The 20779-nt window shown below is 74.9% G+C and carries 20 protein-coding genes; 8 read left to right on the top strand and 12 right to left on the bottom strand.

Translation table 11 applies throughout. From position 1 onward, the window contains the following. Positions 1-112: 112 nt before the first annotated feature. From ACFYWG_RS23910 to ACFYWG_RS23890, 5 genes are all read right to left on the bottom strand, one after another. The gene (locus ACFYWG_RS23910) at positions 113-541 is read right to left on the bottom strand and encodes an OsmC family peroxiredoxin (RefSeq protein ID WP_369195001.1); all 429 of its coding nucleotides are present in this window, start codon (positions 539-541) and stop codon (positions 113-115) included. 79 nt (positions 542-620) lie between these two features. Further along, positions 621-2414 (bottom strand): hypothetical protein, encoded by a 1794-nt coding sequence (locus ACFYWG_RS23905; RefSeq protein ID WP_389203410.1) that lies wholly within the window; start codon positions 2412-2414, stop codon positions 621-623. Continuing rightward, entirely contained in the window at positions 2411-3472 is a 1062-nt protein-coding gene (locus tag ACFYWG_RS23900) for an ATP-binding protein (RefSeq protein ID WP_389203408.1), read from the bottom strand. Before ACFYWG_RS23900 ends, ACFYWG_RS23905 begins: the two co-directional genes overlap by 4 nt. Positions 3473-3566: 94 nt before the next feature. Then, positions 3567-5627 (bottom strand): phage holin family protein, encoded by a 2061-nt coding sequence (locus ACFYWG_RS23895; protein WP_385415278.1) that lies wholly within the window; start codon positions 5625-5627, stop codon positions 3567-3569. Positions 5628-5859: 232 nt separating this feature from the next. Beyond that, complete coding sequence (locus ACFYWG_RS23890; protein WP_383507537.1) at positions 5860-6261, bottom strand: hypothetical protein; 402 nt, start codon at positions 6259-6261, stop codon at positions 5860-5862. An 83-nt stretch (positions 6262-6344) separates the two neighbouring features. On the opposite strand from ACFYWG_RS23890, the gene ACFYWG_RS23885 reads away from it, so the two are divergent. Both ACFYWG_RS23885 and ACFYWG_RS23880 read left to right on the top strand, forming a co-directional pair. Continuing rightward, positions 6345-7118 (top strand): MBL fold metallo-hydrolase, encoded by a 774-nt coding sequence (locus tag ACFYWG_RS23885; RefSeq protein ID WP_376324133.1) that lies wholly within the window; start codon positions 6345-6347, stop codon positions 7116-7118. After that, the gene (locus tag ACFYWG_RS23880) at positions 7115-7771 is read left to right on the top strand and encodes a DedA family protein (RefSeq protein WP_389203405.1); all 657 of its coding nucleotides are present in this window, start codon (positions 7115-7117) and stop codon (positions 7769-7771) included. The genes ACFYWG_RS23885 and ACFYWG_RS23880 overlap by 4 nt, the downstream gene beginning before the upstream one ends. 77 nt (positions 7772-7848) lie before the next feature. On the opposite strand, the gene ACFYWG_RS23875 is transcribed toward ACFYWG_RS23880, so the two are convergent. From ACFYWG_RS23875 to ACFYWG_RS23860, 4 genes are all read right to left on the bottom strand, one after another. Further along, positions 7849-8904: an MBL fold metallo-hydrolase gene (locus ACFYWG_RS23875; RefSeq protein WP_389203403.1), complete on the bottom strand. Its 1056-nt coding sequence runs from the start codon at positions 8902-8904 to the stop codon at positions 7849-7851. After that, on the bottom strand, positions 8901-10148 hold the full coding sequence (locus ACFYWG_RS23870; protein WP_389203401.1) for an aminotransferase class I/II-fold pyridoxal phosphate-dependent enzyme: 1248 nt from the start codon (positions 10146-10148) through the stop codon (positions 8901-8903). The genes ACFYWG_RS23875 and ACFYWG_RS23870 overlap by 4 nt, the downstream gene beginning before the upstream one ends. Before the next feature lie 441 nt (positions 10149-10589). Continuing rightward, positions 10590-11570, bottom strand: coding sequence for a hypothetical protein (locus ACFYWG_RS23865; protein WP_389203399.1), 981 nt, complete (start codon positions 11568-11570; stop codon positions 10590-10592). Between the two features lie 78 nt (positions 11571-11648). Beyond that, complete coding sequence (locus ACFYWG_RS23860; RefSeq protein ID WP_389203397.1) at positions 11649-12482, bottom strand: RNA polymerase sigma factor SigF; 834 nt, start codon at positions 12480-12482, stop codon at positions 11649-11651. Positions 12483-12725: 243 nt separating this feature from the next. Here ACFYWG_RS23860 and ACFYWG_RS23855 point away from each other — a divergent pair, with 243 nt between their 5' ends. Next, positions 12726-14519, top strand: coding sequence for a thiamine pyrophosphate-requiring protein (locus ACFYWG_RS23855; RefSeq protein WP_389203395.1), 1794 nt, complete (start codon positions 12726-12728; stop codon positions 14517-14519). On the opposite strand, the gene ACFYWG_RS23850 is transcribed toward ACFYWG_RS23855, so the two are convergent. Further along, positions 14473-14655 (bottom strand): hypothetical protein, encoded by a 183-nt coding sequence (locus ACFYWG_RS23850; RefSeq protein ID WP_376324120.1) that lies wholly within the window; start codon positions 14653-14655, stop codon positions 14473-14475. The genes ACFYWG_RS23855 and ACFYWG_RS23850 overlap by 47 nt on opposite strands. Before the next feature lie 161 nt (positions 14656-14816). Here ACFYWG_RS23850 and ACFYWG_RS23845 point away from each other — a divergent pair, with 161 nt between their 5' ends. From ACFYWG_RS23845 to ACFYWG_RS23835, 3 genes are all read left to right on the top strand, one after another. Continuing rightward, the gene (locus ACFYWG_RS23845; RefSeq protein ID WP_389203393.1) at positions 14817-15218 is read left to right on the top strand and encodes a DUF2795 domain-containing protein; all 402 of its coding nucleotides are present in this window, start codon (positions 14817-14819) and stop codon (positions 15216-15218) included. Between the two features lie 278 nt (positions 15219-15496). Continuing rightward, a complete protein-coding gene (locus tag ACFYWG_RS23840) occupies positions 15497-15928 on the top strand; it encodes a CBS domain-containing protein (protein WP_383507562.1) in 432 nt (143 codons plus the stop codon). Positions 15929-16012: 84 nt separating this feature from the next. Then, positions 16013-16555, top strand: coding sequence for a type 1 glutamine amidotransferase domain-containing protein (locus tag ACFYWG_RS23835; RefSeq protein ID WP_389203391.1), 543 nt, complete (start codon positions 16013-16015; stop codon positions 16553-16555). 116 nt (positions 16556-16671) lie between these two features. Here the strand turns inward: ACFYWG_RS23835 and ACFYWG_RS23830 are convergent, their stop codons facing one another. After that, a complete protein-coding gene (locus ACFYWG_RS23830) occupies positions 16672-16959 on the bottom strand; it encodes a DUF6158 family protein (protein ID WP_376324113.1) in 288 nt (95 codons plus the stop codon). Between the two features lie 64 nt (positions 16960-17023). Between ACFYWG_RS23830 and ACFYWG_RS23825 the strand changes: the two genes are divergently transcribed. Further along, positions 17024-18124 (top strand): Vms1/Ankzf1 family peptidyl-tRNA hydrolase, encoded by a 1101-nt coding sequence (locus ACFYWG_RS23825; protein ID WP_389203388.1) that lies wholly within the window; start codon positions 17024-17026, stop codon positions 18122-18124. Positions 18125-18150: 26 nt separating this feature from the next. Here ACFYWG_RS23825 and ACFYWG_RS23820 read toward each other — a convergent pair whose 3' ends face one another. Then, the gene (locus ACFYWG_RS23820) at positions 18151-19770 is read right to left on the bottom strand and encodes an ABC-F family ATP-binding cassette domain-containing protein (RefSeq protein WP_385415248.1); all 1620 of its coding nucleotides are present in this window, start codon (positions 19768-19770) and stop codon (positions 18151-18153) included. Positions 19771-19957: 187 nt separating this feature from the next. Between ACFYWG_RS23820 and ACFYWG_RS23815 the strand changes: the two genes are divergently transcribed. Next, on the top strand, positions 19958-20779 hold the full coding sequence (locus tag ACFYWG_RS23815) for a class I SAM-dependent methyltransferase (protein ID WP_389203386.1): 822 nt from the start codon (positions 19958-19960) through the stop codon (positions 20777-20779).

Below are 20779 nucleotides of genomic sequence, written 5' to 3'. Positions count from 1 at the left end.
TGTCAATGCCGGGTGCGGGCGGCCGCAGCCCGGTGGGGGTGGTGCACGCCGGACAGCGCGACGCGCGGGCCGCCCCGGCAGGGCGGTCCCGCGCGTCGGGAGCCGGGTGTGCTCAGGCGAGCTTGGCGGACAGCGTGATGGGCGTCGCCTTCAGCGCCTGGCTCACCGGGCAGCCGGTCTTGGCCTCCTCGGCGGCGGCCAGGAAGGCCTCCTCGTCGATGCCGGGGACGGTGCCCTCGACGGTGAGGTGGATGCCGGTGATGCCCTCGCCGGGCTGGAAGGAGACGTCGGCCGAGGTGACGAGCTTGGTGGGCGGCGTCCCGGCCTTGTTCAGGATGTTGGAGAAGGCCATGGAGAAGCAGCTGGAGTGGGCGGCGGCGATCAGCTCCTCGGGGCTGGTCTTCCCGTTCGCCTCCTGGGCGCGGGAGGCCCACGTGACCGGCTGCTCGCCGATGGCACCGGAGGAGTCGAAGGTGACGACGCCCTTCCCCTCCAGCAGGTTGCCTTCCCAGACCGTGTGTGCGGAGCGCGTGGTAGCCACGAGTTCTTCCTTTCGCGTACGGAGTCGCGTGGGGGCCCGTCCGGCGGGTCCTGTGTCCCCCATCCGATCACATCACGCCTCAACTGACGCGGAAGACCGGACCCCTGGGCCGGAACGGCAGCCGCGCGCCCGGCGGCAGGAGGTAGGCGTGCTCACGCCGCACACGCAGGTCGTCGCACCAGCCGTCGGTGATGATCAGCACGGGCGCCCCGGGCGGGAAGTCGTCGGCGCGGTGCAGCAGGTCGATGCCCGGTTGCAGCACGGTCCCGCCGCGCCCGTGCACCCGCACCCGGCCGGCGATCTCGCCGACGGGCAGGTAGCCCGCGTCGTACGGGGCGGCGTCGCAGAAGACGACCCGGGCGGCCGGCACGTCACGGGCCCCGGCGTAGGAGGCGATGGCGCCCAGGGCCTTGCCGAGGAGGGTGCGGTCCATGGAGCCGGAGGTGTCCAGGACGACGCCGAAGGTGCAGCGGGCGACCTCCTCGGGCGGGAAGTACCGCCCGGCGCGCGGGATGCCGGGTGTGGCCGCCTGGCGCCGCGAGGGGCGCGCGTAGGTGCGCAGCGGCTCGGGGCGGGGCACGAACTCGTCGAACCAGCGGGCGAGACGCGCGTCCCAGGGCAGCGGCGGATGGGACAGCGCACGGATCTCCTCGACCAGTCCGCCGGGCAGGAAGCCCCGCTCCTGGCGCTGGTGCAGGTCCAAGCCCTGGGCGAGACCGCGGCGGTAGAAGGCGTCGAGGTCGACGTAGGCGCGGGGTGAGCCCAGCGGCGCGCCGAGCACGTCGCCGGCGCCCTTGCCGCGCGGGGTGGCCAGGCGCCGTTGCCGGCGCAGGTCGCCGGCGATGCGGTCGTGGATCTCCTCGGCGGACAGCCCGGCGAGGGCGGGGTCGTGGAGCAGTCCTTCGGGCATGGTGCCGATCTGCATCTCGGTCAGCCAGCCGTTGACGACGTAATCGCAGGCGACGTTGAACAGGTAGGGGTCGCGGGTGCCGCAGCGGTCGCCGTGGCGCAGGGCGGCGTGCAGCATCTCGTGGGCGAGGACGAAGCGCCATTCGTCCTCGTCCAGCCGGCGCAGCGGGTTGAGGTAGATCTCCCCGGCCTCGGCGTTGACGGCGGCGATCGCGATGCCGTGGGCACGGGCCAGTTCGGCGTCGGCGACCAGCTCGATGCCGGAGGCGATGCCGCCGAGGAGCGGGTAGGAGGAGACGAACCAGCTCAGGGCCCGCTGCCAGGGGTGCCGGTCGGGCGCCTCGCCCCCCAGGGTGTCGCGGCGGCCGCCCGCCATGTCCATCGCGGCGGAGACGGTCCGGGTCAGGGCGGTGGCGAAGGCCAGCTGCCAGTCGGGCGGACGGGACCAGCCGGTCCACGGCACCAGCACCTGGTCGGGTTCGTCGCCGGCCGTGCCGCAGCGGGCGTACGCGGCGGGCAGGCCGTCGCGCCGCCAGCGCGCGGCCAGCTGGTCCTCGTCGCCGTCCGGATAGGAGGCGGGCAGGTGGTCGGGGGTGCTGCCGACGGTGAAGCCGAGCAGGAAGCGGTTGACGACGACGCAGCGGGCGGCGACGTCGAAGGCGTCGGGCTGCACGCGTGCGCCCTTGACCGCCGGGATGTGGCCGAAGCCGAGGTGGAGGACGGCGTGCGCGAGCGCCCAGGCCCAGTCGGCGGGCTCGGCGAGCCGGTCCGGGTGGACGTGCAGGTCGCCGTCCGAGTCGACGGCGACGAGTCCGCCGCGCGGGGCGAGGGAGCACTCCTCCCGGCGGCAGATGTCGAACTCGACCGCCGCCAGGGCGGGGTTGGCCTTCAGCAGGCGTACTCCTTCGGCGAACGCCTCGCCGGCGAGGTCCCGCTTCTTCTTCCTGGCGGGGCTGCGGCTCACCGCCGCGCCTCCACCAGCCGGGGCATGTCCCGGGCCGCCTCGACGAGGAACCACGAGGGCAGCACCGGGTTGCCGTCGCTGTCGGAGGCGACGACCGTCTGGGCGACCTCGACGGAGATCTCCGCGAGCTGCACCAGCAGCGACTTGGCGCGGTAGGCGGTCCGGCGGCCGTTGGCGGACATGTGCTCGCGGCTGACCGGCAGTTCCTTGACCAGCCGGCCGCGGAAGGAGTCGGCGAGGTAGTAGAGCAGGTCGCGGTCCTCGGGGCGATGGGGCCAGCCGGCGTCGCCCCTGATGATCGCCTCGATGCCGTACCGGCTGCGGACGATCTTGACGTAGCCGCAGAAGGCGGTGGCGTGCGCCGGGGTGAGGGTGCCGTGGGCGAGGACCTTCAGGGTGTCCTCGTCGAGGTCCGGGCCGAAGGAGTGCAGGGCGTCGGAGAGCATGTGCCAGGAGCGGGGCGTGGAGAACGGCTCCTCGGTCTTGGGCGGCTTGGACCAGAGGTGGTCGGGCCGGTCGGTGAGGTGGTCCACGACCCAGGGGTGGATGCCGTTGCCCTGGGCCCAGGCCAGCCAGTCGGCGGCGGAGGCCTCCAGGTGCACGTGGGTGAGCCGGTTGACGAGCGCGGAGGCGATGGGCCGGGCGAGGGCGTTGTCGGTGGCGCGGTTGCCGGCGCCGATGACGAGGGAGCCGGGGGGCAGTTCGTAGTCGCCGATGCGGCGGTCCAGGATCAGCGAGTAGAACGCCTTCTGCACGTCGGGCGTGGCCGCGTTGAGTTCGTCCAGGAACAGGCAGTAGGGCTCGTCGCGGGCGATGGCCTGCGGCGGGCAGAACACCGAGCGGCCGTTGCGGATCTGGGGGACGCCGATGAGGTCCTCGGGGGCGAGCTGGGTGCCCAGCAGGCTCACGCACTCCAGGCCCAGCGACTCGGCGAAGTCCCGCACCAGGGAGGACTTCCCGATGCCGGGGGCGCCCCAGAGGAACACCGGCCGCACGGTGGCGAGGCCGAGCAGCAGGTCGGGGACGCGGGAGGGCGTGACGGTGACGGCTGCCTGCAAAGCAGCTACTCCTCGGGGATGGGGACATACGCGCAGCTGTGCGGCGTGGGACACCGACAGTGTGCGCGGACGGCCTGCCCGGCGCAGCCGAATTTCAGGCGGCGCGCTCCTCCTCGCCGGTCTCCACCGGCACCTGCGGTCCGTTCGACTCGCGCAGCCAGCGGCGCAGCACCCGGTGCACGTGCTCGGCGCCGACGAGCGCCTCTCCGTCCCGGACCGGCGCCGACAGCGCGGTGGGCGACAGCAGGAACGGCTTGCCCTGGGCGCCGCCGAGCCCGCCGTGGGAGCCGATCTGCTCCTCGAAGGCGAGGACTTCGCCGTCGGCCGGGTCGTGGAAGGAGTTGACCATGATGTCGGCGGTGTGCGGGAAGGAGTGCGTCCGGCGTACCGCGTCGGCAGCGCCCGGGCCGAAGGCCGCGAGCGGCCCGGGGTTGTCGTCCAGGTCGGCGAGCGGTATCTCGGCACCGTAGGCGCCGAGGACGACTCCGCCGTGCTCCTCGCTGCGCACCAGCAGGAAGCCGATGCCGGGATGGTTGGCGAGGGTCGGCAGCAGCGCCGGGTGGCGGGCGTCGATCTCCTCCTTGGTCATCCGGTGGGGCACGTCCGGGAAGGAGATCAGGCCGAGGTTGCCGGAGGCCAGCACGATCGGCTCCTCCCGTCGTCCGGGGCGGTGCCGCTCGCCGCCGTCCTCCTCGGGGATGCGCAGGGCGGCGCGGACGGCGGCCCGGGCCTCCGCCCCGCTGCGGGTGCGTTCCGCCCTGCGCGGCACGGGCAGGCCGCAGCCGGCGCGCACCAGATCGCCGAGGGTGAGGCCGTAGCGGGAGCGGAACGTCTCGCCGGGACTCTGCCCGTGGTCGGACAGCACCACGATCCGGTAGGGGCGCGGGGCGTGTTCGGCGACGTTCTCGATGAGGGCGAGGCAGCGGTCGAGCCGTTCGAGGACCTTCTGCGCGTCGCGGCCGGCGGGGCCGGAGTGGTGGGCGACCTCGTCGTAGGCGACGAGGTCGGCGTAGACGGCGGTGCGGCCGGCGAGCATGTCGCCGGTCACCGCGGCGACCACGACGTCCCGTTCGACGACGGTCGCGAAGGCCCGCACCAGCGGGTAGAGGCCCCCGCGGGAGACCCGGGGGCGCTGCTTGCGCAGGCGGGCCCGGGTGGACTGGCCGATCTCGCGGCCCACCTCGGCGAGGAAGGACAGGGCGGTGCGCACGGCGTTGGCGGGGTCGGAGAAGTAGGCGAAGTAGCCGTCGCGGGAGCGGTTCTCCGGGCTGCGGCGGCGGACGGCGATGGACAGCACCAGCGCCTGCTCGTCGGCTCCGCCGCTGAACAGGTTGCCCCGGCTGGCGCCGTCCACGGCGAGCAGCCCGTCGTGCCCCGCGTGCCGGACGGCGCGGCGCTGCAGCTCGACGGCGCTGGTGGGCCGGTTGCAGACGACGATCTCGCGGGTGTCCTTCTCGTACCAGCGGAACGCGGGGACGTCGTGGTTGCTGCCGTGCAGGATGCCCAGCTGGCTGGCGCCGGTCTGGCTGGACCAGTCGGTGCGCCAGGGGGTGAGGCGGTGGCCGCCGTCCTCGATCCAGCGGGCGACGGTGGGCATCAGGCCCTTGCCGACCGCGTCCAGGAGGGTGTCGTGGCCGACGCCGTCCAGTTGGAGGAAGAGCGTGCCGGGGCTGGAGGGGCTGGGCGGTCCGGAGCGCCGGCGGCGGTCGGAGAGCCGGTACAGCCGGCGGCGGTAGGCGTCGTCGTCGCGCACGGCGAGGGCGGCGCCGGTCGCCGATGCCACGGCCGACATCACCGCGGCGACGACGACGGCGGTCTCCGGGGCGGCGGCTCCCCGCTCGGCCGGGTTGAGGTTGAGGGCGAGCAGCAGCAGCGCGCCGTTGAGGAAGAACACCAGCAGGCCGAGCACCAGCGCCGGGACGAGGAGCAGCAGCCGCACGAGCAGCGGCCACACCAGCGCCGACAGCAGGCCGAACGCGCCCGCGCCGAAGGCCGCCGTGACGGCGATGTCGGTGGCGCTGGACCCGTCCTGCGAGCGGAGCCGGAAGTCGGGCAGGATCCCGGCGAGCACGAGCATGGTGACGGTGGAGACCGCCCACACGGCGACGCTCCGCCCGACCTGACTGGCGGCTCTCCGCCACCGCACGCCCCGCACGCCCAGCCACCTCACGTCCCGGCCCGTCCCACGGGCTCCCTGCTCACAGTGTCACAACGCACGCGGGGACCCGTTCGCCTCCCGCGTGCCGCTTCCGGTCGAGCCGCTCGCCTTCCCCGCCGCGGGACGGCTCACGCACGGCGGCAGCCGTGGCGGGAGCGCGGTGCCCGGCCGCACGGCGGGCACGGCCGAAGGCGGGCGGGAGCGGGTGGGGTGGCGGCGGATCCGACGGTCAGCGGCCGTCGTAGCCGGCCGTCGGCATCGACAGGCGGCGGTGCACGCACGCCTTCATCTCCGCGTCGTACGCCGGTTCCGCGTGCCCCACCGTCTCGATGCGCACCCCGCGGCGCGCGCACTCGGCGGTGAACTCCTCGACGGAGGCGAGCGCGCTCTCAAGGACCCGCAGGCTGGGCGCCACGAAGACGTCGCGGCCGGGCCGGACGCCGTCCCACAGGGCCCCGTGGTCGGGCCGCAGCCCGCGCACGAGCAACTCGCGGCTGACGACGTAGCCCCGCTCGGCGGCCCAGCGGGCGCACATCGCGTGCTGGCTGCGGGAGTCGACGAGGAAGGGATCCTCGTCCAGCTCCTCCAGCGGCGTCAGACTCGCGATCGCCGTGACCCGCACCGGCCCCATGGCGTCCCCCCTCACCTCCGGTTTCGCCGCCGACCCTACTCCTGCACGTAGGCTTCGGGGAGTCGCGCGAAGGAGGCAGAGGAGTGCCGGTGGAGATCACCTGGTGGGGTCACGCCACCTGCACGGTGGAGGACTCGAACGTACGGGTTCTCACCGACCCGCTGTTCGCACGCCGGCTCGCGCATCTGCGGCGCCGGCGCGGGGCGCCGCCCCCGCCCGCCGCCCACCGCGCCGACGTGGCCCTGGTCTCCCACCTGCACGCCGACCACCTGCACGTGCCGTCCCTGATGCGCCTGGAGCCGGGCACGCGCCTGCTCGTGCCCCGGGGCGCGCGCCGGGCCGTGCCCGGTCTGCGCCGGCTCACGCACCTGCGCATGAGCGAGGTGGCGCCCGGGGACGAGACACGGGTCGGCGACCTCGTCGTACGGGCCGTGCCGGCGCGGCACGACGGGCGGCGGCTGCCGTTCGGGCCGCACCGCTCCCCCGCCCTCGGCTACGTCATATCCGGCGAGGCCCGGACCTACTTCGCCGGGGACACGGGCCTGTTCGAGGAGATGGCGAAGGAGGTCGGGCCGGTCGAGGTGGCCCTGCTGCCGGTGGGCGGCTGGGGACCGTACCTGGGCGAGGGGCACCTGGACGCCGGCCGGGCGGCACAGGCGCTGGCCCGGCTCGCGCCGCGCAGTGCCGTGCCGGTGCACTACGGCACGTACTGGCCGATCGGCATGGACGCCGTGCGGCCCCACGAGTTCCACACGCCGGGGCAGGAGTTCGTGCGGCTGGCCGCCCGGCACGCGCCCGGGGTGGCGGTGCACCGGCTGGAGCACGGGGAGAGCGTGCGGCCGGAGGCCGCGCGGTGAGCTGGTCCGCGGGGGTGTCCCTGCTCGCGGCGTCGGCCGTCACCCCGGCGTCCGTCGTGCCGGAGACCACGCAGCAGGCGATCGGGTACCCGACGCTGTTCGTCCTGGTGCTGGCCGGGGCACTGGTGCCGGTGATCCCGACCGGGGCGCTGGTGAGTTCGGCGGCGGTCGTGGCGCTGCACCGGACGGCGCCGTTCTCGCTGGCGATGGTGTTCGTGACGGCGTCGCTGGCCGCGTTCCTGGGGGACGCCGCGCTGTACTGGCTGGGGCGGCGCGGGCTGGGCTCGAAGAACGGCTCGCGGTGGCTGGAGGGGATCCGCAGGCGGGCACCGGAGGACCGGTTGGAGCAGGCGCAGGAGAAGCTGGCCTCGCACGGGGTCGCCGTGCTGGTGCTGTCCCGGCTGGTGCCTGCGGGGCGCATCCCGGTGATGCTGGCCTGCCTGCTGGCCGAGTGGCCCCTGCGGAGGTTCTCCCGGGGGAACCTGCCGGCCTGTCTGGCCTGGGCGGTGACGTACCAGTTGATCGGGATCCTGGGCGGCTCGCTGTTCGCCGAGCCGTGGGAGGGCGTGGTGGCGGCGATCGGGCTGACCCTGCTGATCAGCGTGGTGCCGGGTCTGGTGCGGCGGGTGCGGCGGGTGCGGCGGGCACGGTAGTGCTCTGACGGCCGGGGTGGCCGCGGCGGGGCCGTCCAGGTGGGCGCCCGCCCTTCGGAGGCCCGGCTCCCGGAGGGCTACTGGAGGATCCTGGAACCGCCCACCGGCAGGTCCCACAGGTTCTCGCGGAGCAGGCCCGCCTTCTCCCAGGCGGCGCGCACGCGGGTCAGCGGCTCCATGACCGGTTCGGCGGACAGCACGAACGTGCCCCAGTGCATGGGCGCCATCCGGGCCGCGCCGAGGTCCTGGGCGGCCCGCACCGCTTCCTCCGGGTCGCAGTGCACGTCGCTGAGCCACCAGCGCGGGTCGTAGGCGCCGATGGGCAGGAGCGCGAGGTCGATGCCCGGGTAGCGGCCGCCGATGCGGGCGAACCAGTGGCCGTAGCCGGTGTCGCCCGCGAAGTACACGCGCCGGCCGTCCCGGTCGGTGAGGACCCAGCCGCCCCACAGGCTGTGGCAGGTGTCGGTGAGGGTGCGCTTGGACCAGTGGTGGGACGGCACGAAGTCGAAGCGGACGCCGTCCAGTTCGGCCGCCTCCCACCAGTCCAGCTCCGTGACGCGGGTGAAGCGGCGGCGGTGGAACCAGCGGGCGAGCCCGGCCGGGACGAACACGGGGGTGTCGCTGGGCAGTCGGCGCAGCGTGGGGGCGTCGAGGTGGTCGTAGTGGTTGTGGCTGATGACGACGGCGTCGACCCGGGGCAGGTCCTCCCAGGGCACGCCGACGGGCGTGATGCGGGCCGGCGTGCCGAGGATGCGGCGGGACCAGACCGGGTCGGTGAGGACCGTCAGCCCGCCGATCCGCAGGACCCAACTGGCGTGCCCGGCCCAGGTGACGGCGACGGTGCGGGCGCCGACGCGGGGCAGGGGGGCCGGGGCGTAGGGCAGCCGGGGGATGTCCGCGAGACCCTCGGGGCCGGGTCGTACGGCGCCCTCGCGGGCGAAGCGGGCCATGGCCTTGAGGCCCGGCAGCGGGGCGGTCAGCCGGTCGTGGAAGGTCCGCGGCCACACGCGGCGCTCGGCGAGCGGCCGGGGTTCGGCCAGGGGCGGGACGGTCGGTGCGAGGGGCGAGGGGAGGGCCGGGGCGTCCGCTCCCGGTGCCGTGGTGCTCGTGGCCGACTCGGACTGCTGCGTCATCGCGGAGGCTCCCATCGCTGAGCGTCGTCGCGGAGGTCGTCGAAGACCGACGTGAGGGTGATCAACGCGCGTTGCACGTGCGGCAGTTCCAACGGCGCGGGGGTGGTGAGGCATTCCGCGCGCTCGGCGTCGGAGCCGGTCAGCAGCGCGCCGGTGCACAACCGCACGCGCGGGGCCTGGAGGTCGTCGCCGAAGCGGTGGCCGCCCGGGGCGGGCATGCCGAGGCGGTCGGTGAGGAAGTCCTCCAGTTCCTGGGCGTCGCCGACGCCGTGCGCGCTCAGCGCGTCGCGCAGCGGGGCGAGGTCGACGTACAGGTGGCGCCCGGCCTGCGGGGGCCGGGCCAGGGCCCCCGCCCCGACGACGGCGGAGTGCGCGGCGGCGGCCAGGCGCGCGTGCAGGCGCACGGTGGCGGCGACGCGCGCGGCGACGGGTTCCGGCTCGGTCAGGGCGTACGCGGCGGCCGCGGCCACCGGGGCCGCGACCCGGGCGTCGAGGGCGGTGAGCACGTCGAGCACGCGCGCGTGGAGGCCCTCGCCGCCGTCCCCGGCCGGGAAGCGCGCGACGGCGGCCGGCCAGCCGGGCGGGAGCAGCGCTCCGGCCAGGTCGCTGACGACCGTCACCCGGTCGGGCAGCATCTCGGCGGGGCTGAGCAGCACCGTGTCGTGCGGGTCGTGCAGCGTGTCGCGCCAGGTCTCGTCGCTGACCAGGTGCAGGCCCTCGTCCTGGGCGGCCTCGACGGTCTCGTGCAGCAGCTCGGGCGGGGCGACACCGGCCGTGGGGTCGTCGGCGACGGACAGCACGAGCAGCCGCGGGTCGCCTCCCTCGGCCCGGACCCGGCGCACGGTCTCCAGCAGGGCGTAGGGATCGGGGACGCCGCCGCTCTCCGGTGAGGTCGGCACGTGGAAGGCGGGGCGGCCCAGCAGCCGGGCGTAGGGCGCCCACCAGGCGGCGCAGGGCCGGGGCACCAGGACATCACCGCCGAGGGCGGCGGTCAGGGCGAGCAGCAGGGTCGGGGCGCCGGGTGCGGCGGCGACGCGGGAGGGGTCGCAGTGCAGTCCGCGCCGGTCCCAGTAGCCGCAGGCGGCCTCCCGCAGGGCGGCACCTGCGCCGACGGGTTCGTGGCCGCCGCGGGCCGCGGCGGCGGAGAGGACGGCGGACAGCTCCGGCAGGACCGGCAGCCCGTCGTCCGGGAGCGGGGGCCCGAACCGGACGGGGCCGTGGCCTTGCGGGTCCGTCCGCAGCATCCGTACCTCCGCAGTGCCTGGTGCCGCCGTGTGGTGCCGCCTCGGCGCGTGCGCCGCTCCGCTCCCCCGTCCCCCGCGGGTCCTTTGGGTGCGGCCGGGCCTCCACGGCCTCTGAGTACCCACGCGGGCCCCGGCTCATGGGTCCGCGGCGGGTCGTGACGGTCACAGCATGATCGGGGCCGGGCCGGGGAAGCGGGGGGCTCGCGCGCGTCCGGCGGGCGCCGGGCGCGCGTCCCGGCCGAGCGGCACGGGTGGTCCGTGTGCCTGGTGCCGGTGGCTGGGCGCCCCTTGCCGGCGGCCGGACGCGCCCTGCGGGTGGTCCGGCGCGCCGTGCCGGTGGCCGGGCGCGCTGTCCGGGTGGTCCGGGTCCGCCGCTGTGCCGGTGGCCGTGTGCGCCGTCCGCGCGGTCCCGGTCCGGTGCCGCGTGCGCCGCGGGCCGGTTCAGCGGTACGGGTCGCTCCGGCGGGTGCGCAGCCGGTGCGCCGCGGCGCCCAGAGCACCCGCGATCAGGACACCGCCCGCGACCAGCGCCGGTACGGAGTCGGTGAACGCACCGCCGTCGCCGGCCCGTACCCCGCGCCGTACCGGCGCCTCGCCGCAGTCGGTCCGGCCCGCTTCGTGACCGGCCGAGGGCTGCGGGCAGGGCTGGTGCGTCGGCGGGTGGGGGCCGGAGCCGTGCCGGACGGTGAAGGTCGCGCTCCACTCCTTGCCCCGGCCTCCGGGGGGCGCCGGGCAGGTGCCGTCGACGGTCCACGCCGTGTCCTTCCCGCCGGGGTGCGAGCCTTGGAGGTCCTCGAGCGGGGCGACGGTGGCGGTGCCGCGGTAGACCGGCGCGGCCCCCTCGGCGCCGGTGCCGGCACCGCCGTCATCCGTCCACGCGGATCCCCCGCCGAGCGTCTCGGGGTCCTCGCCCAGCGCCTCGGGGTCCTCGCCGAGGAGATCTTCCTCTTCTCCCAGCAGCTCGGCGTCCTCTCCCAGCAGCTCGCCGTCCTCCGCGAGAAGCCCGGCGTCCTCCTCCAGGGCCTCGGCGTCCTCCCCGAGAAGCCCGGCGTCCTCGCCCAGGACCTCGGCGTCCTCCGCGAGCGGGTCGGTGTCCTCCTCGCTCGCGGCCGAGGCGGGCGCCGCCGTGCCGGGGCGGGCCGGTCCGGCACTCCACTGGGCGGCCCCGTGGCCGGCGGCACTCCCGCCGCCGACGCGGCGCAGCGCCACCGTGCCGTCGGCGAAGGCCTCGGAGGTCGCCTCGATGCTCCCGGGCGGGGGCCCGCCCGTCGGATCGCAGCGGACCGACACGGTGAGCGTGCCCTCGGGTTCCACGGTGGCGGGAGTGACCTCGACGGCCGGTTCGGCCCAGGCGGGCGTGAAGCCCGCCAGGGCGGTTCCGGCGACGGCGGTGACGGTGAGGGCCTGCAGGGTGCGGCGCATGGAGGGGACTCCTTCGTTCGTCATGCCCCTCTGCCATGACAGCCCGCCCCGGTCGCCGCCGCGCGGAACGGGACCCCATTAGCGGGACGGCGCCCGCCGATCGGGTGACGCGGAGTCCGCCTGGGCCACGTCCCGCATGACCTGCTCCCGCACCCGCCCGCAGCACCGGCTGAGCAGCCGGGACACGTGCATCTGCGAGATGCCAAGCTCTTCGGCGATCCGGCTCTGGGTCATGTCCCCGAAGAAGCGCATGTACAGGATCGCCCGCTCACGCTCGGGCAGTGCCGCCAGGCGGGCCTTCACGGCCTCGCGGTCCACCACCGTGTCCAGGGCGGGGTCGGGCGTGCCCAGGGCGTCGCTCAGCGAGTAGCCGTCGTCGCTGCCGGGCAGTTCCGCGTCGAGGGAGAGGGCGGTGAAGCTCTCCAGTGCCTCCTGGCCGGTGCGGACGTCCTCCTCGCTCATGCCCGTGTGGGCGGCGATCTCCGGGACGGTGGGCCGGTGGCCGGGTGAGGTCTGGGACAGCTCGCGGGTGGCGAAGCGCACGCGGTTGCGCAGTTCCTGGACGCGGCGGGGCACATGGAGGGTCCACATGTGGTCACGGAAGTGCCGCTTGATCTCGCCGGTGACGGTGGGCACGGCGTAGCTCTCGAAGGCGTTGCCGCGCGCGGGGTCGTACCGGTCGACGGCCTTGACCAGGCCGAGGGCCGCGACCTGGCGCAGATCCTCGTAGCTCTCGCCGCGGCTGCGGAAGCGGCCGGCGAGCCGGTCCGCCATCGGCAGCCAGGCCTCGACCAGGGCGTCGCGCAGGGCGTCGCGTTCGGGACCGGCGGGCATGGAGGTGAGACGGGCGAATGCCTCCGCTGTGTCGGGGGCGTCGTGGTGGGGGTGCTTGGCACCGGAGCGGGTCGGCATGATGCGTCCCCATTTCCCTGCTGGGTGCTGCGGGACGGGCGGTCACCGCGGGGAGCGAAGCGCCGGTCCGGCCGGACCGGGCGGGGCCTGCGGCGGCTGGGCCGCTCCCACGGGCGTGCCTCCGGGCCGAAGCACTTGCATCCGCGTGCCCCTCCCCGGCCGACGCAAACACGTATCGGGTTTCCGGTGTGCGCGTGCGGTGACCCGTAGGACTTCGTTCCGCTGCGTCACGGGAGGTCGCCCATGGGCACCAAGGTCGCCGACCACGTCCTGCACAGGCTGCGGCAGTGGGGGGTGGAGCAGGTCTTCGGCTACCCCGGGGACGGCATCAACGGGCTGCTCGCGGCCTGGGGACGGGCGGAGGACGAGCCGCGGTTCGTGCAGGCGCGGCACGAGGAGATGTCGGCGTTCCAGGCGGTCGGCTACGCCAAGTTCGGCGGGCGGCTCGGCGTGTGCGTGGCGACGTCCGGGCCCGGCGCGATCCATCTGCTGAACGGCCTGTACGACGCCAAGCTGGACCACGTCCCGGTGCTGGCGATCGTCGGGCAGACGCACCGCAGCGCGATGGGCGGCTCCTACCAGCAGGAAGTGGATCTGCACGCGCTGTTCAAGGACGTCGCCTCCGACTTCGTGGAGACGGTGACGGTCCCGGAGCAGCTGCCGAACGTGCTGGACCGGGCGATCCGCACCGCGTACGCGCGCCGCTGCCCGACCGCCGTCATCATCCCCGGCGACGTGCAGGAGCTCGACTGGTCCCCTCCGCCGCACGCGTTCAAGATGGTGCCCTCCAGCCTGGACCGCAGCGCGTGGACGGCCGTGCCCTCCGACGACGCCGTGCGCCGGGCGGCGGAGATCCTCAACTCCGGTGACAAGGTGGCCATTCTGGTCGGCCAGGGCGCGGCCGGTGCGCGGGCCGAGGTGGAGCGGATCGCCGAGCTGCTCGGCGCGGGCGTCGCCAAGGCGCTGCTGGGCAAGGACGTCGTCAGCGACGAACTGCCGTACGTCACGGGCTCGATCGGCCTGCTGGGCACGCGTCCGTCGTACGAGCTGATGCGGGACTGCGACACGCTGCTGACCATCGGCTCGTCGTTCCCCTACTCGCAGTTCCTGCCGGAGTTCGGCGCGGCTCGGGCGGTGCAGATCGACATCGACCCGCACATGATCGGGATGCGCTATCCGTACGAGGTGAACCTGGTCGGTGACGCCAGGGCCACCCTGGAGCGGCTGATCCCCCTGATCGAGGGCGGACGCGGACGCGAGTGGTACGACACGGTGTGCGACAACGTGCGGCACTGGCACGAGGTCATGGAGCGGCGGGCCCGGCTGGAGGCCGATCCGGTCAACCCGGAGTACGTGGCGCGCGCACTGTCCCCGCTGCTGCCGGACGACGCGGTCGTCACGTGCGACTCGGGCTCGACGGCGAACTGGTACGCCCGGCACGTGTCGATGCGGCCGGGCATGCGCGGCTCGCTCTCCGGCACGCTGGCCTCGATGGGCTGCGCGGTGCCGTACGCGATCGGGGCGAAGTTCGCCCACCCCGACCGGCCGGTCATCGCCCTGGTGGGGGACGGGGCGATGCAGATGAACGGGCTGGCGGAGCTGATCACGGCGGCGAAGTACCGCCACCGGTGGGACGATCCGCGGCTGGTGTTCGCGGTGTGGAACAACCGCGACCTGAACCAGGTCACCTGGGAGCTGCGGGCCATGGGCGGTGCTCCGTCGTTCCTGCCCTCGCAGGAGCTTCCGGACGTGCCCTACGCCGAGTTCGCCCGCTCACTGGGCCTGACCGGCATCCGCGTGGAGAAGCCGGGGGACGTGGAGGCGGCCTGGCGGGCCGCGCTGGAGGCGGACGGGCCCGCGGTGGTCGAGTTCCTCACCGATCCGGCCGTCCCACCGGTCCCGCCGCACGCCACCTGGGAGCAGATGGAGGCGACCGCGGCGTCGCTCCTGAAGGGCGACGCCGACCGGGGATCGGTGGTCAAGCAGGGCCTCAAGGCGAAGATGCAGGAGTTCCTGCCGGGGCGGGCGCGGCGGTAACCGCCGGGGCGGGGGGCGCGCCGGCCGGTTCGGGCCGGTCGGCCTCCTCCCCCGGCAGCAGCAGCTCCTCGTACCGGCCCAGCACGAGCACCACCGCGAGCATGACCAGCGGGATGAGCACAGCGAGCATCGCCATGACGGGTCCTTCCCCGGATCCGTGTGGGGGGGGTGCGGTGCGGGTCTCCCGCAGGGCCGGGCGCAAACCGGTGCGCAGCGTGGCGATCCGGTGCTTCCCGGCGGTGTCGGCCGGCGGTGTTCGGGTACGCGGTGCGGGCCCCCGAAGGTCTGGAGGGAGACATGCAGCGAGGAAACGACCGGCTGAGCGTCCACCGGGACGACGAGATGAAGCACGAACTGCAGGGTCTGCTCAGGTCCGGGCATCCCACCCGGGCGGAGGAGTGGAACGACCCCGAGCCGTACGCCGAGGACGACCCGGAGGTGGCGTACGGGCCGGTGACACCGGGCCGGGACCCGGGCCCCCTGGAGTCGGTGCGGCTGGACCTGGCCCGCGTCCTGGGCCGCAGGGCGTTCCCCGCGACCTCGCGGGAGCTGGTCCGCGCGTTGCGTGCCGGGCAGGCGCCCGACTCGCTGGTCGAGGCCGTAGCGCTACTGCCGCGGCAGGAGCGCTACGGCACGGTCCAGGAGCTGGCCCAGGCCGTGGTCCGGGCCCGGGAGACCGGCCCGGAGGAGTACGCGTGAGGAACCGCTTCGGGGGTGGGGGGGGGGGGGGCGCCGGCCCCCCCCCCCCCCGGGGGGGGGGGGGGCGCCCCCCGGTGGGCGGCGAAGGTGAGGAGCGGGGTACCCCCCGCCGGGGGCCCGCGGCGCCGCCCCCCCCCCCCGGCCCCGGGGGGGCCCCCGGGGGGGGGGGGGCGCGGGGCCCCCCGGCGGGGGGGGGGCCGGGGGCCCCCGGGGGGGGGGGGCGGGGGCGCCCGCCCGCCCCCCCCCCGCACGGCCGGGAAGGGGACGGAGGCCCGCGGATGGCCGAGTACGTGAAGGACGTGATGACCCCGGGCGTGGTCGCCGTGCGCCCCGACGCCTCGCTGGTGGAGGCGGCCCAGTTGATGCGGACGCAGAACATCGGCGACGTGGTGGTGGCCGAGGGGCAGGACGTGATCGGTGTGCTCACCGACCGGGACATCACCGTGCGGGCGGTCGCCGACGGCCTCGACCCGACGACGGTGAGCGTGCAGAGCGTGTGCACGAAGGACCCGGTCACGGTGGGGCCGGAGGACCGGGTGGCGACCGCGGTGACGCTGATGCGCGAGCACGCGGTGCGCCGGCTGCCGGTGGTGGAGAACGGGCTCCCGGTCGGGGTCGTCAGCCTCGGCGACCTCGCGGCGGCCGAGGACCCCGACTCGGCCCTCGCCGACATCAGCCGCGCCGAGCCGGACGGTCACGCCGGCACCTGACCGCCCGGGCGATCCCCCGGGAAAACAGCCACACCACGCGAACAACGACTCGTACACGCAGGACGAGAAAGGACGAGGAACATCATGCGCATTGCATTTCTGGTCGCACCCGAGGGCGTCGAGCAGGTCGAGCTGACCGATCCGTGGCAGGCCGTGAAGGACGCGGGCCACGAGCCCGTGCTGGTGTCGACGCAGGAAGGCGAGATCCAGGCGTTCAACCACCTCGACAAGGCCGACACCTTCCCCGTCGACGAGGTGGTGGGCGAGAGCACGCCCGGGTCGTTCGACGCGCTGGTGCTGCCCGGCGGCGTGGCGAACCCGGACTTCCTGCGGATGGACGACAAGGCCGTCGCGTTCGTGCGGGACTTCTTCGAGCAGGGCCGCCCGGTCGCGGCGATCTGCCACGCGCCGTGGACCCTGGTCGAGGCGGACGTCGTACGCGGCCGGGTGCTGACCTCGTGGCCGAGTCTGCAGACGGACATCCGCAACGCGGGCGGCACCTGGGTCGACCAGCAGGTCCAGGTCTGCGACCACGGGGCGAACAAGCTGGTCACCAGCCGCAAGCCGGACGACCTGAAGGCGTTCTGCGAGACCTTCCTGGAGGTCTTCGCCAAGAACGCGGCCTGACGCGAGAGCGCGGCCTGTCGGACGACGAAGCCGTGTACGGCACCGGCCCGAAGGGGTGCGGTGCCGTACCGGCGAGTGCCCGGGTTCCGTACCGCCGTGGGCTTCCCGGGCCGGGTTCAGGTGCCGGGTGTCGTGGGGGTCGCCGACTCCCCGCTCGTGCGCTCCCGGGCTCCCTCGCGGGTGCGGCCGGCGGCCACCGGACGCTGGGGGTTGCGGCGCAGGTACTCGCCCTCGAGCTGCGCCATGCGCTCGTTGTGGGCGCGCAGCGCGTCGTTCGAGCCGTACAGCAGTGTGTCGTGGCGCGTGCGGTGGATGGTCTCCAGCTCTTTCATGAGCTGCTGGTCGTCCAGCCGGTCAGGGTCCACTCCGGTCATCGTGTCGCCCCGCTCGTCGATTTCGTTCATGCGGTCCGGGTACCCGCCCCGGGAGCAACGAGCACCACCCCCGAGAGGCACCCGGGAGGGAGCCATGGATCTCGCTTTTCTGCACCCACTGTACGAACACCCCGGCCCCTGGGCCTCCGTGTACGTGGACACGTCACGGCAGACGGAGGACACCGGGCACGAGCGGCGGCTGACGGCACAGGCCCTGGCCGGGCAGCTGGCCGACCAAGGCGCGGACCAGGAGACGTGCCGGGCCGTGCAGGGGGCGATCGAGGATCTGCGGCGCTCCTCCGACCCGCACGGGCGGGCCCTGTTCGCCCGGGACGGCGAGATCGTCCTGGACGCGGCGCTGGTCCGTCCGCCGCAGGGCGGGGACTGGGCCGAATGGGCGTCGCTGCCCCGGGTCGCCCCCCTGCTCGACCTGGCCGGCGAGGACCCGCTGTGCGTGGTGGCCTACATCGACCGCAAGGGCGCCGACTTCGAACTGCGCAACGCGCTGGGCAGCCAGGAGGCGGGCGGTGTCAGCGGACGGCAGTGGCCGGTCCACCGGACGAGCACCGGGGGCTGGTCCGAGCGGCATTTCCAGCTGCGCGTGGAGAACACCTGGGAGCACAACGCCGCGGAGATCGCCGACGCGCTCGCCGTCTGCCAGGAGGAGACGGGCGCCGACCTGCTGATCCTCGTCGGTGAGCAGCGCGAGCGGCGGGCGGTGCACGAGCGGCTGCCCAAGCGGCTGCTCGGCAGGGCCGTGGAGGCGCCGCACGGCGCGGGCAGCCGGCTGCTGGACGAGGACGTGGAGCGCATCCGTGCCGAGCGCGTGAGGGAGCTGACCGAGACGGAGCTGGACCGGTTCCGCGCCGCGCGCACCCCGGACGGCGAAGGACGCGCCGGGGCCGTCGAGGGCGTGCCGGCGCTGGTGGAGGCGGCGCGGGAGCACCGCATCGACGAGCTGCTGGTCCGGGTGGACGGTCCGGACGCGCACCAGGAGGTGTGGATCGGCGAGGACCCCGGCCAGCTCGCGGTGCGGCGCACGGACCTGCAGGCTTTCGGCGAGCAGCACGCCTGGCCGGCCCGGGCGGACGACGCGCTGATCCGCTGCGCGGTCGCCACCGACGCGCCCGCCCTGGCGGTCTCGGCGCAGGAGGTGCCGGTGGGCGGCCTGGGGGCGCTCCTGCGCTGGAAGTGAGCCGCCCGGGGGGGGGGGGAGCGGCCCTAGCGGGCCCGCTCCACCCTTCGTTCGTCCCAGACCGGCTCCGGGCTCTCCCGCACCCGGCCGTCGCTGCCGAACACCAGGTAGCGGTCGAAGGAGCGGGCGAACCAGCGATCGTGCGTGACCGCGAGGACCGTGCCCTCGAACGACTCCAGCCCTTCCTGGAGCGCCTCGGCGGACTCCAGGTCGAGGTTGTCGGTCGGCTCGTCGAGCAGCAGCGCGGTCACGCCCTGCAGTTCCAGCAGGAGGATCTGGAAGCGGGCCTGCTGGCCGCCGGACAGGCGCTCGAAGGTCTGCTCGGCCTGCTGGGTGAGCTCGTAGCGGCGCAGCCGGGACATCGCCGCGCCCCGGTCCTGCGCGTGCTCCTTCCACAGGATGTCCAGCAGGGTGCGGCCCTGCAGCTCCGGGTGCGCGTGCGTCTGGGCGAAGTGGCCGGCCACCACCCGGGCGCCGAGCTTCCACTGCCCGGTGTGCGCCACGTCCTCGCCGGCGAGCAGGCGCAGGAAGTGGGACTTGCCGGAGCCGTTGGAGCCCAGGACGGCGACCCGTTCCCCGTAGAAGACCTCCAGGTCGAAGGGGCGCATCAGGCCGGTGAGCTCCAGCTGCTCGCAGGTGACGGCCCGGACGCCGGTACGGCCGCCCTTCAGGCGCATCCGGATGTCCTGCTCGCGCGGCGGCTCGGGCGGCGGGCCGGCCTCCTCGAACTTGCGCAGCCGGGTCTGGGCGGCCGCGTACCGGGACGCCATCTCGTGGCTGACCGCGGCGGCCTGGCGCAGGTTCAGCACGAGCTTCTTCAGCTGGGCGTGCTTCTCGTCCCAGCGCCGGCGCAGTTCCTCGAACCGGGCGAACCGCTCGCGCCGGGCCTCGTGGAAGGTGGCGAAGCCGCCGCCGTGCACCCACGCGTCCGCTCCGGCGGGCCCCGGCTCCAGCGAGATGAGGCGCTGGGCGGCACGGGCGAGGAGCTCGCGGTCGTGCGAGACGAACAGGACGGTCTTGCGGGTCTCGGCGAGGCGCTCCTCCAGCCAGCGCTTTCCGGGCACGTCGAGGTAGTTGTCCGGCTCGTCGAGGAGCAGCACCTCGTCGGTGCCGCGCAGCAGCGCCTCCAGCACCAGCCGCTTCTGCTCGCCGCCGGACAGCGTCCGGACCAGCCGCCACTGCGCCTTGTCGTAGGGGACGCCGAGGGCGGCCGTGGTGCACATGTCCCACAGCGTCTCCGCCTCGTAGCCGCGGACCTCGGCCCAGTCGGCCAGGGCCTGGGCGTACCGGAGCTGCGCGGCCTCGTCGTCGACGGTCATTATGGCGTGCTCGGCGGCGTCCACGGCGCGGGCGGCCTCGCGGATGCGGGGCGCGGACACCGACACCAGCAGGTCCCGCACGGTCGTCTCGTCGCGCACGGATCCGACGAACTGCCGCATCACGCCCAGTCCGCCGCCGACGGTCACGGAGCCCCCGTGCGGCTTCAGCTCACCGGAGAGCAGCCGCAGCAGGGTCGTCTTGCCGGCGCCGTTCGGGCCGACGAGGGCCGCGACGGCCCCCTCCCCCACCCGGAACGAGACGTCGCCGAGCAGCGCCCGTCCGTCGGGCAGGTGGTACTCCAGGTGCGCGGCTTCGAGATGACCCATGGGCGCGATTGTCCGGGCCGGGCAGCGGCCCGGGCAAACCCATTACGCAACGCCTTCCGGTGCCGGCTGCCGACCCCGGGCTCTCCGCTCGGACGCGTCTCACACAGAGAGACGGGGGGTCTCACCATGCGGTCGGGCGGCGTACGGTGATGTCCTGCCGAACCGATCGGAAGGGCTGGGACCCGCCATGCCGGAACCCCGGGAGACCGCCGTCTACACGCACGGGCACCACGAGTCCGTACTGCGTTCGCACACCTGGCGGACCGCCGCCAACTCGGCCGCCTACCTGCTCCCCTCGCTCGCACCGCACATGACGGTCCTGGACATCGGCTGCGGGCCGGGCACGATCACCGCCGACCTGGCGGAACGAGTGCCGGACGGGCACGTCACGGGCGTCGACCTGGCACCGGCCGTCCTGGAGCAGGCCCGCGCCACGGCGGACGCGCGAGGGCTGCGCAACACCGATTTCGCGGTCGCCGACGTGCACGCGCTCGACTATCCGGACGACACGTTCTGCGTGGTCCACGCCCACCAGGTCCTCCAGCACGTCGGCGATCCCGTCCGCGCGCTGCGGGAGATGCGCCGGGTGACCCGGCCGGGAGGGCTCGTCGCCGTGCGGGACGCCGACTACGCGGCGATGACCTGGTACCCGGCCTCGGAAGGGCTCGACGCCTGGCTGGACCTGTACCGCCGGGTCGCCCGGGCCAACGGCGGGGAGCCGGACGCCGGGCGACGGCTGAGGGCGTGGGCGCTGCGGGCCGGGTTCACGGACGTCACGGCGAGCTCGGGCACCTGGACCTTCGCCACGCCCGAGGAGCGGGCGTGGTGGAGCGGGCTGTGGGTCGACCGGACGCTCGCCTCGGCCTACGCGGACCGGGCGCTGGGTGGCGGGCACGCCGGCGAGGAGGAACTGCGGGGTGTGTCCCGTGCATGGCGGGCGTGGGGCGCGCGGGAGGACGGGTGGTTCGGCGTCCTGCACGGGGAGATCCTCTGCCGAAAAGAGGAGTGA

The sequence above is a fragment of the Streptomyces sp. NPDC003456 genome (genome assembly GCF_042878735.1).
Lineage (GTDB): Bacteria > Actinomycetota > Actinomycetes > Streptomycetales > Streptomycetaceae > Streptomyces.
The sequence above is the reverse complement of the archived record's forward strand: the minus strand, read 5'-3'. Positions and strand labels throughout refer to the sequence as shown.

What these genes read in the sequence shown, in the direction of transcription:
- ACFYWG_RS23890 (WP_383507537.1), bottom strand. Translation starts at nt 6,261, where the DNA reads ATGGGGCCGGTGCGGGTCACGGCGATCGCGAGTCTGACGCCGCTGGAG.
- ACFYWG_RS23875 (WP_389203403.1), bottom strand. Translation starts at nt 8,904, where the DNA reads ATGACGCAGCAGTCCGAGTCGGCCACGAGCACCACGGCACCGGGAGCG.
- ACFYWG_RS23870 (WP_389203401.1), bottom strand. Translation starts at nt 10,148, where the DNA reads ATGCTGCGGACGGACCCGCAAGGCCACGGCCCCGTCCGGTTCGGGCCC.
- ACFYWG_RS23865 (WP_389203399.1), bottom strand. Translation starts at nt 11,570, where the DNA reads ATGCGCCGCACCCTGCAGGCCCTCACCGTCACCGCCGTCGCCGGAACC.
- ACFYWG_RS23860 (WP_389203397.1), bottom strand. Translation starts at nt 12,482, where the DNA reads ATGCCGACCCGCTCCGGTGCCAAGCACCCCCACCACGACGCCCCCGAC.
- ACFYWG_RS23855 (WP_389203395.1), top strand. Translation starts at nt 12,726, where the DNA reads ATGGGCACCAAGGTCGCCGACCACGTCCTGCACAGGCTGCGGCAGTGG.
- ACFYWG_RS23850 (WP_376324120.1), bottom strand. Translation starts at nt 14,655, where the DNA reads ATGGCGATGCTCGCTGTGCTCATCCCGCTGGTCATGCTCGCGGTGGTG.
- ACFYWG_RS23845 (WP_389203393.1), top strand. Translation starts at nt 14,817, where the DNA reads ATGCAGCGAGGAAACGACCGGCTGAGCGTCCACCGGGACGACGAGATG.
- ACFYWG_RS23840 (WP_383507562.1), top strand. Translation starts at nt 15,497, where the DNA reads ATGGCCGAGTACGTGAAGGACGTGATGACCCCGGGCGTGGTCGCCGTG.
- ACFYWG_RS23835 (WP_389203391.1), top strand. Translation starts at nt 16,013, where the DNA reads ATGCGCATTGCATTTCTGGTCGCACCCGAGGGCGTCGAGCAGGTCGAG.
- ACFYWG_RS23830 (WP_376324113.1), bottom strand. Translation starts at nt 16,959, where the DNA reads ATGAACGAAATCGACGAGCGGGGCGACACGATGACCGGAGTGGACCCT.
- ACFYWG_RS23825 (WP_389203388.1), top strand. Translation starts at nt 17,024, where the DNA reads ATGGATCTCGCTTTTCTGCACCCACTGTACGAACACCCCGGCCCCTGG.
- ACFYWG_RS23820 (WP_385415248.1), bottom strand. Translation starts at nt 19,770, where the DNA reads ATGGGTCATCTCGAAGCCGCGCACCTGGAGTACCACCTGCCCGACGGA.
- ACFYWG_RS23815 (WP_389203386.1), top strand. Translation starts at nt 19,958, where the DNA reads ATGCCGGAACCCCGGGAGACCGCCGTCTACACGCACGGGCACCACGAG.